The sequence below is a fragment of the Prevotella herbatica genome, assembly GCF_017347605.1.
Taxonomy (GTDB): Bacteria; Bacteroidota; Bacteroidia; order Bacteroidales; family Bacteroidaceae; genus Prevotella; species Prevotella herbatica.
The window spans coordinates 1,644,070-1,660,097 of record NZ_AP024484.1; the positions used below are offsets into that span (position 1 = coordinate 1,644,070).

8 protein-coding genes are annotated in these 16,028 nt (G+C 41.9%); 1 reads left to right on the forward strand and 7 read right to left on the reverse strand.

The window, feature by feature from the left end; translation table 11 throughout:
• Positions 1–44 precede the first annotated feature (44 nt).
• Together prwr041_RS06190 and prwr041_RS06195 are read right to left on the reverse strand one after the other, a co-directional pair.
• Positions 45–1,613, reverse strand: coding sequence for a RagB/SusD family nutrient uptake outer membrane protein (locus prwr041_RS06190; protein WP_207155458.1), 1,569 nt, complete (start codon positions 1,611–1,613; stop codon positions 45–47).
• Between the two features lie 26 nt (positions 1,614–1,639).
• Positions 1,640–4,702 (reverse strand): SusC/RagA family TonB-linked outer membrane protein, encoded by a 3,063-nt coding sequence (locus prwr041_RS06195; protein WP_207155459.1) that lies wholly within the window; start codon positions 4,700–4,702, stop codon positions 1,640–1,642.
• A gap of 203 nt (positions 4,703–4,905) precedes the next feature.
• Between prwr041_RS06195 and prwr041_RS06200 the strand changes: the two genes are divergently transcribed.
• Positions 4,906–8,913 (forward strand): hybrid sensor histidine kinase/response regulator transcription factor, encoded by a 4,008-nt coding sequence (locus prwr041_RS06200; protein WP_207155460.1) that lies wholly within the window; start codon positions 4,906–4,908, stop codon positions 8,911–8,913.
• A 191-nt stretch (positions 8,914–9,104) separates the two neighbouring features.
• Here prwr041_RS06200 and dusB read toward each other — a convergent pair whose 3' ends face one another.
• The 5 genes from dusB to prwr041_RS06225 form a co-directional block, all read right to left on the reverse strand.
• Positions 9,105–10,091, reverse strand: coding sequence for a tRNA dihydrouridine synthase DusB (gene dusB, locus prwr041_RS06205; protein ID WP_207155461.1), 987 nt, complete (start codon positions 10,089–10,091; stop codon positions 9,105–9,107).
• 593 nt (positions 10,092–10,684) lie between these two features.
• Positions 10,685–11,815: a DNA-processing protein DprA gene (dprA, locus tag prwr041_RS06210; RefSeq protein ID WP_207155462.1), complete on the reverse strand. Its 1,131-nt coding sequence runs from the start codon at positions 11,813–11,815 to the stop codon at positions 10,685–10,687.
• Positions 11,808–12,224, reverse strand: coding sequence for an acyl-CoA thioesterase (locus tag prwr041_RS06215; protein ID WP_394370816.1), 417 nt, complete (start codon positions 12,222–12,224; stop codon positions 11,808–11,810). The genes dprA and prwr041_RS06215 overlap by 8 nt, the downstream gene beginning before the upstream one ends.
• A gap of 170 nt (positions 12,225–12,394) precedes the next feature.
• Complete coding sequence (locus prwr041_RS06220; RefSeq protein ID WP_207155464.1) at positions 12,395–13,300, reverse strand: DUF4249 family protein; 906 nt, start codon at positions 13,298–13,300, stop codon at positions 12,395–12,397.
• A gap of 8 nt (positions 13,301–13,308) precedes the next feature.
• A complete protein-coding gene (locus prwr041_RS06225) occupies positions 13,309–15,504 on the reverse strand; it encodes a TonB-dependent receptor plug domain-containing protein (RefSeq protein ID WP_207155465.1) in 2,196 nt (731 codons plus the stop codon).
• Positions 15,505–16,028: the final 524 nt, after the last annotated feature.

The following is a 16,028-nucleotide window of genomic DNA, read 5'->3' on the forward strand; positions in this document are numbered from 1 at the left end:
TTTTCTCTCGTGCCAGTCACGTTCACAGACAGTTTGCCTGCGATTTACTTCCAACCTTCATTCTGTGAAATATTCGGGTTGAGTTCTGTTTCCTTCAAAGGTATAGGGAGAAGCTTGTTGCGCTCTTGATAGCCGTAAGTGTCGTTCTTGTAGTTCCATTGTATGCCATTTGCCGTGAGCGAAGGAATCTGTTCTCCCTGCTTGCCCAGTGCTTCCTTGGCATCGCCCCAGCGTACGAGGTCCTGATAGCGTACGCTCTCCATACACAGTTCAAGGCGTTTTTCGTTCTTGATAGTCAGAAGGGTAACGGTAGATAGCGGAGTCAGCTTGGCACGCTTACGGATTTGATTGACATAGTCTAGGGCTTTAGACTGATTTCCGGCCTGAAGATTGGCCTCGGCAGCCATGAGCAGTACCTCGGCATAGCGCATGACGCGCATGTCTGAATATTGAAGGGCCTGAAAATAAGGTGCGTCCATGATGCAATCAGCCTTTAGCGGACGAGTTTTCCACATGAAGTAGCCTTCGTTTCCATAGAGATAGGCACCTGGCATGATGCTGATACCATAGGCTTTCATCTGGTCATAGGTGCGTAGGGTGCTGTTGAGACGGTATCCGTCCTTGCCCTCTTCAACCACGAATGCGTCGTAAAGACTCTTGCGTGGGTTCATGAAGCCGTATGTTCCGGTGGCGATTTCGGTTGAGGCTTGTCCGCTGTAAAGCAATTTGTCGGTGCGCCAGCCCTGCATCAGGTAAAGCATAGTCATCTGATTCCATGCCTGTTCAGAGTCGTTGCGGAGTTGTGCTTCAAGTATATTTTCGCAGCAGTTGTTGTTGATTGCATGGAGCAGTTGGTCGTATTCCCCAGTATAGAGGGCATATTTGCCCGATTGAATGACTTTTTCGAACATCTGTGCAGCCTCAGAATACTTACTTTCGAACAGATAGGTTTTGCCCAAATAGGCTTCGGCGGTCTCTTCGGTGATGCGGATTCCTGTTTCGCGGTCGTTGACATCTTTCTTTGATGGCAGCACTCCGGCGTTGATAGCTTTCTTTAAGTCATTCTCAACGTTCGTCCAAAGGATTTCCTGATTAGAGTTGCCTGGGCGGTATTCATTTGGTTGCAGTAGATGGTCTACTACCGGCGCTGTGCCCCAGAGTGTGACCAGTTCAAAGTTAGCCCATGCACGGAAGAAATATGCTTCAGCAATGTCGCGCTTCATATTATCGGTGTTGGGGGACACTTGGTCAATAATTAGGTTGGCTTTATAGATGATACCATAGAGGTTTGTGTATTCAGTCTGCACCATACTGTGATCGGTGCCAAAGGTATATTCATTGAGTTTCTCCATTTCGGCATTGTCTCCGCGTGATCCTCCTCCGCACCATACGTCGTCAGACAGTAGGTTTTTAAGGAAAAACCAGTTGTAGTAGTTACTTCGGAAACTGACATAGAGCGATGTAAGGGCCTGATCAGCCTCCTCATCTGTCTTGTAGAATGCTTCCTGACCGCCCATGTTGCCATGCTTAGCAATGTCGAGTCTATCTTCACAGCTTGTCATGCCCAGTCCTAAGCTGGCTATGATCAAAAGGGAAATATATGATTTTTTCATAAGTATTCGTTATTTGTTGGGGTTAGTTAAAAGTCTATGTTGAAGCCTAAGACAAACTTCTTTGACATAGGGTAGGTACCCTTATCAATGCCCATGCCTGATGTTGCATTAGCAGAAGCCTCTGGGTCGAATCCTTTATACTTGGTAAAGGTGAAGAAGTCGTCAAGAGATAGGTAAACACGTGCATTGCTGACAGCAATCTTGCTTATCCATTTCTTAGGTAATGTCAAGCCTAACTGGATTTGTTTAATCTTGAAATAGGACCCATCAAAGACCATTGCGCTTGAGCAGGCATACTTGTCCATATTGGCAGCACCGGCACGTGGCTGGGTGGCTTTAGTGTGGTTAACTGTCCATCTGTCAGTATAGAATAGTTCTTTCTGCTTGTTGCTGGCTGCATAGTCAGGGCGGTTGATGCAGTTGAATATGTCGTTGCCCTGTGAACCTGTACCGAATATGGTGAGGTCAAAGCCTTTATAGGCTGCCGTAATAGTCAAACCATACGTAAAATTAGGGATAGCGTCGCCGATATAAGTGAGGTCTCCATCGCTGATGTTTCCGCTCTTGTCAAGATCTGCAAAGGTTGGATTACCTGTTTTTGGGTCGATTCCTGCGAATTTATAGCCACGGAAGTAGTAGACAGGATAGTTCTGCTCAAAGTAGGTTACGGTGTATGTGTGGAAAGTAGAACCGGCAAGGCGGGTAATAGAAGGATCAATATAGGTCACTTTATTGCTTATAGTAGCAAGGTTTGCACGGATTCCATAGCTGAAGTCCTTGATGTGGTCACGCCATCCGAGTTCAAATTCAAAACCTTTGTTGGACACGTTTCCTGCATTGATTGGTGATGTGTTACCGCCAATCTCAAGAGATGGGGTGGTGTTCCAAATCAGAAGGTCTTTGGTCTTTTTGTTAAAATAGTCCATGCTGAAGTTCAGTCGACTGTTGAAGGCATAGGCATCAATACCAATGTCGGTCTGTTCTGAAGTCTCCCATTTAAGGTTATCATTACCCATTGTTGATGGACTGACCCCGCGTAGGTAATTGATTCCACTGGTGAAAGGATAAAGTCCTGACTGAGTCATATCTGTACTGTAGGAATATCCGCTTAAAGCTGAAAGACTACCGTTCTGTCCCCAGCTAGCACGCAACTTCAAACTGTTGATGGTGTTGCGCAAAGGGGTAAAGAATTTTTCCTCAGATACCGTCCAACCTAATGATGCTGCAGGGAAATACCCCCAACGGGTATTCTTGGGAAGCAGGGCAAGGTCGGCTGCATCGGCACGCAGAGAGAACTGTGCATAGTATTTGCCTGCATAGTCATAGCTCAAACGTCCAAAGTAAGAGAGTTTTGCTGTGCGGGTCTTTTCGCCGGCAACACTCTTAACGGCTGAAGCTGATGCGAAATTAAGATAATAGAAGAGAGGGTCGTTTTTGAGCAGTGCATCTTCACCGTTTGCGTTGAGTCCTCCCTGAACATAGTCATAGGTTGATTCCTGATATGACATGCCGACCATGGTGTTAATATTGTGTTTGCCTAAACTCATTAGATAGTTGGCAAAGTTTTCCCATTGATAATAGATCGAGGTTGAACTTTGGCTGCTTTGGCTTACGTAATCTCTGCTCTGCACACCATTGCCATAAAACGGTAGGCTAGTTGTGCTGCTGCGGGTTCCAGCAAGGCGATAACCAAAGCGTGACGTAAAGGTAAAGCCTTTAATAGGAGTGAAGTCTGCATAAATAGAGCCATTGATGTTGAAGCCACTGTTCCTTGCCAAATTGTTATCACGCATGATCATTGGGTGATATTGCTCGCCTGCATAGAAGTTGGAAATACCGTAATAGTTGCCATTGGCATCGGTAAGGAGATGCTTTTTGTTGTTCAAAGCATTCTGCACGTGGAAAGGGAGTGTGCCGTTGGCATAGGTGTCTGGTGTCAACGGGTCAAGCATCAACACGGAAGTGAGCAGAGAACCGTATTCGCTATTACTTGAAACCTGGCGTACATTGTATTTTTCAGTCTGGTTGGTTGTACCCACCTTGAGCCAACTTTTAATCTTATATTCAGAGTTGATGGTAGCGGTGAGACGCTGATAGGTATCAGCATCACCTTTGACGATACCGTCGTTGTTAAGATAAGAGAGTGACAGATAATAGTTGCCACGGTCATTTCCGCCGCTGAAACCAAGGTTGTGTTTCGTCATTTTGCTATCTTCAAAAGCCACATCTGTCCATTTAGTGTCGGTCTTTCCGTCCCAGTTAGCTGACAGGTAGTCTTTGGTAAAGGTGTTACCCTCGGTCATATACTGGATATACTCCTCTGCATTGAGCATTTTGGGAACGCGGGCGAGTGACTGTCCTGTGTATTGGAAACTGTAACTGATGTGACCTTCGCCCGCTTTTCCTTTCTTGGTAGTGATCAAAACAACACCATTTCCGGCTTCTGCACCGTAGATGGCAGCACTGGCAGCGTCTTTCAGAATTTCCATAGAGGCAATGTCATTCGGGTCAATGCCGCTGATGTCGCTCATTCGGATACCGTCTACAACGTAAAGAGGCTCTGAACTTACATTTGAAGAGAAGCCACGAATGCGTACGGTAGGGCTTGATCCTGGGGCGGCAGAAGACGAAACAATCTGCACTCCGGCTGTCTTTCCCTGCAAGGCCTGCTTTGCATCGGTGATGGTTCGGTTTTCTATATCTTCGGCTTTCACTTGAGAAATAGCACCTGTTACCGAACTTTTTTTCTGAATACCATAACCGACAACGACTACATCATCAAGGATTTTAGAGTCTTCCTTAATGACGATCTTTAGATTTTGTCCGGCCTTGACCTCTTGCGTGGCATAACCGATGTAAGAGATAACAAGCGTTGCGCCCTTGCGCGCTTTTAGTTTGAATACTCCGTCAAGATCGGTTACGGAACCGTTTGTCGTTCCTTTTTCGACAACGCTTACGCCAATCATTGGTTCTTGTGTGTCATCAACGACACGACCGGAAACATTCATGAGTTCCTGTGCCCATGTAGGCAGGCACATAATTGTCAAAAGAAATAAGGTTAGTAACCTGATAGATTTAACTTTTTCCATGTTAGTAGTATTAAATTGTTACGGTTGCAAAGATATAACACAATTTTGATAGTGGCTTTTTCTATTATTCTTTTGTTTTTCACTTTTGTTCAAATGCGATTTCCCTCATGTTCAAATGTTTACATATTTGTTCAAAAATATCAGTGAATCCTTTGTATGTGAAGGCTTTATTTGTATATTTGTGCCGGCTAAAAACAGTTAACATGAAGACACTTAAATCTAAGACCATTCAATCTTTTGTAGGAATCGGCATTGCATTGCTTCTTTTTTCGTGTGGAAAAAACAAGGAGAAAACAGCACTAGTTGATGAAGACCATGCTATGGTTGTTGCCGATGAAATATCCAATCACAATATCAAAGCGTTTGCAGAAGATGCTTATGGGCATATCTGGATAGCTACTTTTCGTGGTTTGAATAAGTTTGACGGCAACAAATATTATCAATATTTTTGCACTGATGACTCACTTGGACTGCCTGATAATAACGTTTCGGGCGTGGCAAAAGATAAGAATAACCGCCTTTGGGTATCAACAGTGAATGGTATTTGCCGTTATACGGACCGCAATACCTTTGAGCGTATTCCTATGGACGACGATAATCGGAACATTGTGCAATTGCTCGTGACGCCGCAAAATCGTATCTTTATCTATAACATTGGTAGCCTCTTGGAATATGACGGACAAAAGAATCGCTTTGTTAAGCGACTCTCTCATCTAGATCCTCATAAAAATTTCATGGGTAGTATCCATGTAGACAAATATGAAAATATATGGGTAGCTAATTTGAACAGCCTTCGATGCTTTGATCACCAGACGCTCAAAATGACCGATTCAATAGCTTTCCCTAAAGGATTTTACCCTTTATATACCTATCTTCAGGATGGTAAATATTTCTGGTTGTGTGCAGGTAATGGTATAATGCTTTATAACACAAAAACTAAAACCTTTGAACATATTTCCTCAGCCATTGCTTCAAATCCTGTATTCAGTCACGATCAAGTTTACTGCATTCATCCTTATAATAAGGGCGGTCTGTTAATCAGTACGGCGCAGAATGGCCTTTTTTATTATGATAGCAAAGCTAAAATGCTGACGGCTCAGGGACATCCCGGTTTCCCTTTTGATGAACCGAGCTTTAAGGTGACGCATCTTTTCAAAGATTCTCGCAACAATCTCTGGATGGGTTCCTCTGATCAGGGGTACAGTGTGAACTATCAGTACAACAAATGTTTCAATGCCAACCACTTCTTGGTTCAGGCTGTGGGACATCAGTCGGTACTGGCTCTGGCGGCAGATCGTGGTGGAAATTTATTTATTTCAACGAAAATGCGTGGGTTGATGGTATATAACATGCAGAATAGAATGCTGAAGCCCTTGACCTTAGCCGGACTTGATACACACGATAGACGTAGTGAAATAGGGAGCTTGCTTGTTGATAGCTGTGGAAAACTGTGGTTAGGAAATGGCTTGGAGGTTATTCGAATGCACTATGACGGCAGTAGGTTGGTGATAGAGAAACGCTATCAAGTTCCTTTTGTGATGTCGCTGATGCAGGGAAGTCATAGAATTGTCTGGGCAACCACTGCATCTAATAAGATTTATGCCTTTATGCCCGATGGTGTGCTGAAGCCCTGCACACTCTATCCAGCTACGTTTATCTTCATGCCTTGTGCCCTTCAGCTTCGAAACGACCGTGTCCTGACTGCGGCCTTCGGGCAAGAACTCGTGGAAGTGAACCCCTTGTCAATGGAAGCCCGTAAATGGAATGTGAATCTACTGGATTGGAAACGCTGCCTACCTCGTTCCTCTTTTATACCCACCGACCTTTATGAAGACCCAAAAGGCAATGTTTATGTGGGTACCGTCACTAACGGATTAATGCGCATTAGTCCCGACCATCAATATGCCAAGCGCATTGATGGACTCTCATGTAAGGATATTTCGGCGATCGAAGCCGACCGGAAAGGTAATATTTGGGTAAGCACTATGAACGGACTCAATAAGATAGATGCCCTCACGGGTGCCATTACGTCCTATTATGCTACCGATGGAATCGGTGGGAATCAGTTCAACGACCGTGCTGCATGTCTCTTGCCCAATGGACGAATGGTGTTTGGTGGTACGCATGGACTCACGATTTTCAGTCCCGAAAAGGTGTATGCACGTCAGAGTGTACCTTTGGTCTTCGAGATACTGAAGGTACACAACGAGGTTATCTCACCCGAAACCGACGACTGTATCGCCCGAAATCTGGAAGACAAGCCTAAGATTCATTTGCAGTATGACCAAAATAGTTTTAGTATTTCGTTTGCTGCTTTGGCTTATGGAGATTACGAACGCGCCAGTTATTCCTATCGTTTGGAAGGTTTTGATGACTACTGGGTCGAGTCTGGTAACAGTCATGAAGCCTTTTATGCCAATCTTCCTGCAGGGCATTATACACTGAAAGTGAGGGCAAAGAGCAAGGGAAATGATGAATTCACGGCTGAAAATGAGATTGAAGTAATCGTGGCTTCAGCTCCTTGGAACACGTGGTGGGCATGGATGCTCTATGTGTTGGCGGCATCGTTGGTGGCTTATCAGCTTTACAGACTGCGCCAACGCATCTTCCAAGAGCATGAAGCTGTGCGGAAAGCAGAGTTGGAAAAAGAACAGGAATGCCGTGTCAATAAAATGAACATGAGTTTTTTTGCCAATATCTCTCATGAGTTTCGAACACCATTGACTATGATATCTGGACCAGTAGGTATGCTTTGTGATGACCGTAATATATCGAATGACAACAAAAAACTACTGCTGATTGTTCAGCGAAGTGTGGTGAGAATGTTGAAACTGGTCAATCAATTAATGGATTTCAACAAACTGGAGAATGACACACTGAAACTCAAAGTGAGACGTACCGACGTTGTCAACCAGTTGCTTCGCATCTGTGATATCTTTAAGGTTAATGCCGATGAAAAGGGTATTCTGCTACGACTCTATGGTCTTGAAGACTCATATTTGATGTGGCTTGATACCGATAAACTGGAGAAGATCATGAATAATCTGCTCTCGAACGCAATGAAATTTACGCCCAAAGGCGGCAAGATAGCTGTCAGTCTTGATGTTGCTGACGGCAATATGACCGTAACGGTGGCTGATAGTGGCAGGGGTATTCCAAAAGATCAGATTGAAAATATCTTCAGACGCTATTATCAACTGAACAACCAGACCAAGGGGAAACTCAATTGGGGCACTGGAATCGGACTCTATTATGCTAGAAAACTCGCCGAACTGCACCATGGAACTCTCGTGGCTGGCAATAAACAAGATGAGACTGGGGCTGTGTTTACATTGACTTTGCCGGTAGGAGAAGGAATTTACAGCGACGCAGAACGCGCATTGCCCGAGGATAAACAGACAGAGCTCTTTCCGATTCTTCCGCAAGAAGAACAGCTTATAGACACGGCTTCCCTGACTGATGGCAAGCCAACTATAATGGTTGTTGATGACGATACCGAGGTAGTGAACTATTTGCAGACGTTGCTTGTGCCTTATTATAATGTGGTTTATCGCTTTGATGCCGAGAGTGCATATAAAACTATTAGTGAAGATGAACCCAACCTGATACTGAGCGACGTCATCATGCCAGATAAAACGGGTTACGAACTTTGTAGGGAAATAAAAGAAAACCTACAGCTTTGCCACATTCCGCTAATCTTGGTTACGGCAAAAGCCACGGTCGAAAATCAAGTAGAAGGGCTTAATACTGGGGCTGATGCCTATATAACCAAACCGTTTGACCCTAAACTTCTACTGGCCATGATTCATTCGTTACTGGCGAACCGAGAGAAGGTGAGACAGTTGCTTATCAATTCTACACAAACCGATGAAATAGATGAAAAAGCTCTTTCTCCTCAGGATAAGAACTTCATGGACCAATTGTATCAGATAATGGAAAATGAACTGTCGAATCCCGAACTCGACGTTGGGCACCTGACAGATATGCTGCATATCTCGCGCACCAAACTTTATTACAAGATGAAGGGGCTCACGGGGACCAATCCGAGCGTGTTCTTCAAAACGTACAAGTTGAACCGCGCCGCAGAACTCATTCGTGAGGGTTGCTATACCATGAGTGAGATTGCAGACCGCACAGGTTTTAACACGCCGAGTCACTTTTCTACGAGTTTCAAAAAGCAGTTTGGAGTGTCGCCAAGTGAGTACAAATAATGATCCGCTTGATATTGGATTAGGGGTGGTTTGGATATTCTCTAAATACTGACCCTATTTGGAACTTCGGATAGATGAATTTCTAATACGCAAGTTATACAAGAGTAAGTGTGAAAAAAAAATCCTTTCCTCATGATGTGGAGGGAAGGATTATGGGAATGTAGCCCTTGTCTTTAGGCAAGGAAGACGTCTTATTCCTTTAATATCTTTCGACAATCTTCAAGTATAGTCATCAGCTCGTCCATCTTTGTGGCTCTAAGCATCGCTATACGTGTTTGTCTGAAGTCTGGTATACCTTTGAATATAGGACTAGAAGCAAGATGTCTTCTAGTGTGAACGATTCCACGGTATTCATCAATTCGCTCAACGTTGATTTTCAGTTGCTCTTCAAGAATATCAATCTTGTCATCTAATGATAGTGGATTTGAGCCGTCTGTGATGCCATCAAGATATTCTCTCATATCCTTAAATACCCAAGGACTGCCGAATGTAGCCCTTCCTACCATCACTCCGTCCACACCATATTCGTCGAAGGCGCGTTTTGCCTCTTCAGGATTAGTGATGTCTCCGTTTCCAATGATAGGTATATTTATTCTTGGATTGTTTTTTACCTTACCAATCAATGTCCAGTCTGCTTCACCGGTATACATCTGACTGCGTGTGCGTCCGTGTATGGTAAGAGCTTGAATACCGCAATCCTGCAACTGTTCAGCAAGTTCGGGGATGATAAGATCATCGTTGTCCCATCCAAGTCTTGTCTTAACTGTGACGGGAGTCTTTACAGCTTTCACAACGTTTCGTGTGATGTCAAGCAACAAAGGTATGTTCTTTAACATTCCTGCTCCGGCACCTTTACCAGCTACCTTCTTAACAGGACATCCAAAGTTAATATCGATAACATCAGGATGCACTTGTTCAACAATCTTAGCAGCCTCTACCATTGACTCCACGTCACGACCATATATCTGAATACCTACAGGTCGTTCTTCATCGTTGATAGTCATCTTGCTTAGAGTTGCCTTAATGCTTCGTATTATGGCTTCGGCAGCTACAAATTCTGTGTACACCATAGCGGCACCATATCGCTTGCAAAGCATGCGAAATCCTACATCTGTTACATCCTCCATCGGAGCTAGAAACAAAGGGCGGTTGCCATAATCAATATTTCCTATCTTCATACAGGGTGCAAAGTTACAACAATTTTTCTATCCAAGCAACGAATAATAAATATTAGGATTGCTCACGATTTCTTTAATACCAACCATAGTCCGTTATAATTTCTTGCTATAAGCATTTATAATATTAAAAGAGGTGTAACTAATCAAGATATTCGATTATGTATGTTATTGCAAATACAAATGCGGTATAGCCTACGGCATAACCGCCAAGGTGATCTACATAGTCTAAGGAAAATCTGCGACCTTTATAATTTTTCTCATCTAGATGATTTAACCAGATATAAAAGACCCCACATGAAAGAGCATTTAGTATGACAATTATATTAATCATAATTGTGAACACGCCCAGACATAAAAAATATACACCCAGACATATACGATTTTGTCTTTTATATGTTCTGAAAAATCGGCTAAAATGGGGAACAACCAGGATTAACAATCCTGTAATAATATCTGCCAAACACCAATAAATATATGTTGTCATCCTTTTAGATTAAGAAGTAATAGCTATTCATTTTTTATAAAATAAAGACTATAAGATAGTTCTTTTGTCTTATCTTTTTGATAGTATTTGCTTTTGTATACCAATATTTCTATTCTAGCAAATGATACACTCCACCTGGCAATGTTTTAACTAGTCCCTTCATTTCCATAGAAAAGAGTAGGGCAGTGAGGTGTCCTATTGCCATGCAACTGGTGACGCATAGCATATTTATCTGCTGGTCGTTTTCCTTTTGTAGAGCTTTCACCACTTGCTGTTCTTCTGCTGATAGTTGTGGAAACAGTTGTCGCTCTATTCCTTTACTGCGAGCTTCGGAGAGTTGCTTCCCGTTTTCCCAACCCATAGCCTTTACCATATCATAGGCGCATGTGACGAGATTTGCTCCGTTGTCACGTATAAGGTTGTTGCAGCCTTCACTATACATAGCACCCACCGAACCAGGAAACGCAAAGACGTCTCTATTGTAATCGCGTGAAAGGCGGGCTGTAATGAGGCCTCCTCCATGAGCAGCACTTTCAACCAGAATACAGGCATCACTCATCCCTGCTACTATTCTGTTTCTGCGCACGAAGTTCATCTTGTCAGCATTTGTGCATGTCATAAATTCAGAGAGCAGTCCTCCCTGATTTATCATTTTGGCAGCATCGTCCTTATGTGCTTGCGGATATAAATAGTCAAGTCCATGAGCAAGAACTCCAACAGTTTCAAAACCGTTTTGCAGAGCGTTGCGATGTGCATGTATGTCAACACCATAGGCTAGACCACTTACGATAAGCGCATCTGGGCAATACTGCTTCAGATCAGCGACGAATCTTCTTATCATGTCCTGTCCGTAGATGGTGCAACGTCTTGTACCAACGATATTTATGATCTTCTGATTGTTAAGGTTTGCGTTTCCACGATAAAACAGCACAAGCGGTGCGTCATCACATTCTGCTAGTCTTCGGGGATATTCTTCATCGTTGAGACAGAGTATCTTCACGTTGTTAAGTTCGTCCCATTTAATTTCCTCTTCAGCTCTGCGTTGCAGTTCGCTGATATCTTTGAACGCATTAACAAGTTTCTGTGAAGCATCTGGTACAATCTCGCGGATGTCGTTACGATGTTCAAGAACGGAAGTAGCACTTCCTACTCGTCTATACATTTCAAGCATTCCCGCAAGATTATAGAAGCCTATTCGGGAGAGAACAATGGTATTAAATTTTTCTTGTTGGTCAGTCATTATCCCCTTCCATAAATGGCTTGAAAGCTTTGTCGTAGTCTTCGCTGTTGCCGAGTCTACCGTTGATAAGACATACAAGTTCTACAGTGGCATGGAAGCTGAGTCGTTCGTCGCTTGCACGGAATAAATCGTGAGTGAAAATATATCTCACGCCTTCTTTCTTCAGTCCCATACGAGAGATGATTTCATCATCGCATTTAAGTGGTGTCTTGAATGATAAGTTCATTCTTGCAACAACGGCATCAACACCTTGCTCGTGCATCTTCGCAAAACTCAGACCTGTAGATTTAAGAAAACGATGTCGGGTATGTTCTGTATAGTGCAAATAATTTGCATTGTTAACTATCCCTTCTATATCACATTCGTAATCACGCACTTCCATGCGTGTTTCAAAAATATATTTCATAATTATTTTTATGTTAATACCCAATGATGAAATTGAATTCCATCTATATTTGGTTATGCAGTTATTATCTTCTTTTTATGGTAGATGAATATATTTTTATTCATTACTTTAAAAGTAATACCATTATGATAATAACGATATACATAACCAAATATTGCTTCGTATTAAGATTTCTAATTAGGAGCCTTAGCCGATACTTCCGACACAGCATAAGCCGTAAAGAATCCTCTTGCCCCATTAGATATGTTGGTAGATATATTGGCAGGAGGTCCTCCAAACATAGGATTTGATCCATTCTTCTGGCTTGCACATTCATCAATAAAGTGATAGTAGGCCTTGCTTATATTACTAAATTCCACAACCATACTGTCGCCCGACGACATGAATATCATATCCTTAGCATCATCATCGCTGAATTTACTCTTATCACCCACATCGTTAAAGTTCCATACTGAGAGATTCTTTACATACTCACCATTAAGGCTTACGTCGTTAAACGCGATATACTTACTTATCTTGTTATACCAAACTCCATTGATGCTATATTTGCCCATATAAAAGTTCTCTACATCTCCATCATCCTGAGCACTTATATTCAAAGAGTATAACGTATATTCGCCAACCTTCTTCTTAGTAATATTAAACGAGTCTACCTTCAGAGCCTTAGGCATATTACACTCAGCCGTGTACTCCTCATCGCTACCATCATTATTAAAGTCCATCACAACCGATAGCCTATAATTCCATCCCGGTTTACCCATCATTGGGTCTTTGGTAGCATATATACCACTTCCCACAGAGTCCTGTGTAAGCACGTATGAGTTAGAAACCATCCCACTGTCCTCTTTCAGCGTAACGATAGCTTTAGCGATACGCTTATTCGTCTCCTTGTCGAAGTATGCACTTGAACTGTTCACCTGAATCTGCTGCCTTATGTTCTGGTTTGTTATTGTGCCATATATTACTGGTACATAAGCCGAATTCTTAGTATCTATAGTTGTATCCTCAGTGCACGAAGATATAATCGCAATAAACAATAATGCGATTACAGACGCTGATATTGATCTTATTTTATTCATTGTTCTAATTAGAATTTAAAATTATAAGTTACAGATGGTATCGCCCCAAATAGATAAGTCATCTTAGCCTGAGGATATCCGTCGGTTGTATTCTGATCAAAAGATGTCATCCACGGATTCTTGTGCCAATACACATTGTAAACCGAGAACACCCACTCACCCTGATACCATCTCTTTGGATGCTTGTGTGGATGATACGTGGCAGATATATCCATACGATGATATGGTTCTTTACGTTCCTCACTCTTGCCCGAATATATAGGATAATACTCTCCGTTTATCTCCATTCTACCTGTAGGATAGGTTACTGGTGTACCCGTAGAGAATACCCACTCGGCAGACACATCCCACTTTTTAGATAACTCATAAGATCCCAATATATTAATGCTATGCGTTTTGTCGTTAGGCGCCAGATAAGTCTTTCCGTTATTGATACCTGCTATCGTACGGTCGGTATGTGCCAAAGTATAATTAATGAATCCTGTCAGACGTCCTGTATTCTTTTTCACCATGATCTCCATACCGTAAGATTTTCCCTTACCAGTTCTTATGTCGCCATCCAGTTTGTCATTAAGTAGAATCTGTGCATTGTCTTTAAAATCTATCACATTATTCATACCCTTGTAATATAACTCTACAGAAGTCTCAATGGCATTATTCTTGAAGTTTCTGAAGTAACCCACCGAATATTGATTAGCTTCTTGTGGCTTAATGTTTGGACTAGCTGGGAACCATAAGTCAAGAGGAGATCCTGAATCCGAATTATTGGCTATCTGAATAAACTGCGTGTTATGAGTAAAGTTAGCTTTCACCGATGACCATTCATTCAGTTTGTAAACCAGTCCAGCTCTGAATTCCGGTCTTATGTAAGTATGATATATCTTACCGCTGCCATATTCTGTAGCTCCTGTTACATCATAATTAGTATCATAATGGTATTGCAACGTCTTTCCCATGTTTCTAAATGCCGTCAGTCTGGCTCCGAAGTTCACCGATATCGCCTTACTTAAGTTCTCTTCTACCCCAAAGTATATGTTATGTTCAAGCGCATACGATTTGTTCATCTTGAAGTCAGGGTATCCTGCACGTGATATCATAGCAGGGTTAAACATGTGATATGTGGTCGTAGCACCATATTGCAGATTCAGCTTGTCAGATATAGCGTGAGTGAAGTCAAGCCTTGCCTCTAAATTCTGGATGTCAGATTGCCATTCAGCCCTTGAGTCCGTAACTTTCCAAGCCAAATCATAACTATATTTGGTATAATTCAGACTCAATCTAGAAAACAATTTATCCGAAAATACATGGTTCCAGAAAGCCGAAGCCACAAAGTTGCCATAACCTATATCGCCAAATGATGATATAAATCTGTCTCTGCCATTATATAGATTAAGTCCGATTTTGTCTGTCATTGACAGGCGATGAGAAACTTTGGCATTGAAATCATAAAAATATAGATACTCCTTTCTCTTCTCTGGGTCAGACGACATGCGCAGAAATACATCAGCATAACTGCGTCTGCCACTTACTAGCCAAGATGTTCTATCCCCAAGAGGACCCTCCAAAGTAAGTCTACTAGATATAAGTCCAATGCCACCAGCACCTTTCACTTTCTCTGGAGCATCGTCTTTCAGCTCTACATCTAATAGAGAAGATAATCGGCCGCCATATTTTATAGGCATATTACCCTTATACAGTTCAGCACTCTTCACCGCGTCATTATTAAATACAGAGAAGAAACCGAACATGTGTGATGCATTATATATATTCGTATTGTCAAGCAATATCAAGTTTTGGTCAGCACCACCACCTCTCACATTAAATCCGCTACTTCCTTCAGACGTGCTTTGCACTCCTGGCAGTAGCTGAATAGCCTTCACAACGTCTATCTCACCCAGTAGCGCAGGAACCTTTTGTATTTCAGACCCTGTCAACTTTTGCACACCCATTCTGGTATCAGTGATGTTTGCTTCTTTTCTCTGCGATGTCACTACTACCTCATGGATATTCCGTTCGTATGATATTTTGTTAGAATCATTACCTGTGCTATCCCTGTTGATAACATTTATCTTTTTTCTCGGTTTAGTCTTCTGAGCATACAAATCTGTATAAGAAGAACAAATCACGAAAAAGCCTAATACCAATATTGGTAAAGAGTTTGAATTAGTTCTAAAAATCAATCCTAATGTTTTACTTAATGTCATTTTGTTTGTTGCTTACCCGTTGACGAAATTAAATTAGTGCAAATGAAACTCATCCTATGGGTTTGTTATTTTTTCTTGTTAATATATTTACGTAATTGTGAATACACTAATTTGTCTTGACAATCCGAGCAGACAATCCTTTAGCTTCTTTCTCATTAACATAAACTGATCCCAATGGGCTCATGTTACTTGCAGAACTTTACGTGTGTACTAAAGTTCATTACGGCCCATACGGCAAAAAATAAAATACTTAATCTTTTCATAATTATCAATGTTTATAGTAAAATTTATCTGTTCTACTTATATAACATGTATTTTGTATTTTACCCCTATTCCCAAAAACATTTTTTTTCATTGTCTTTGTTATTTATATGTTTATAACGCTGATGTAGGGGCTTTTTATATATGTCCTTCAATAATTCAATATGTTTTTTTACTATATTCAGATATCGCATCTGTTTATTTATTACCAGTGTCTATTTTTATATAACAGCCATTGGTCTTTATAATTTCTCATCTATTTC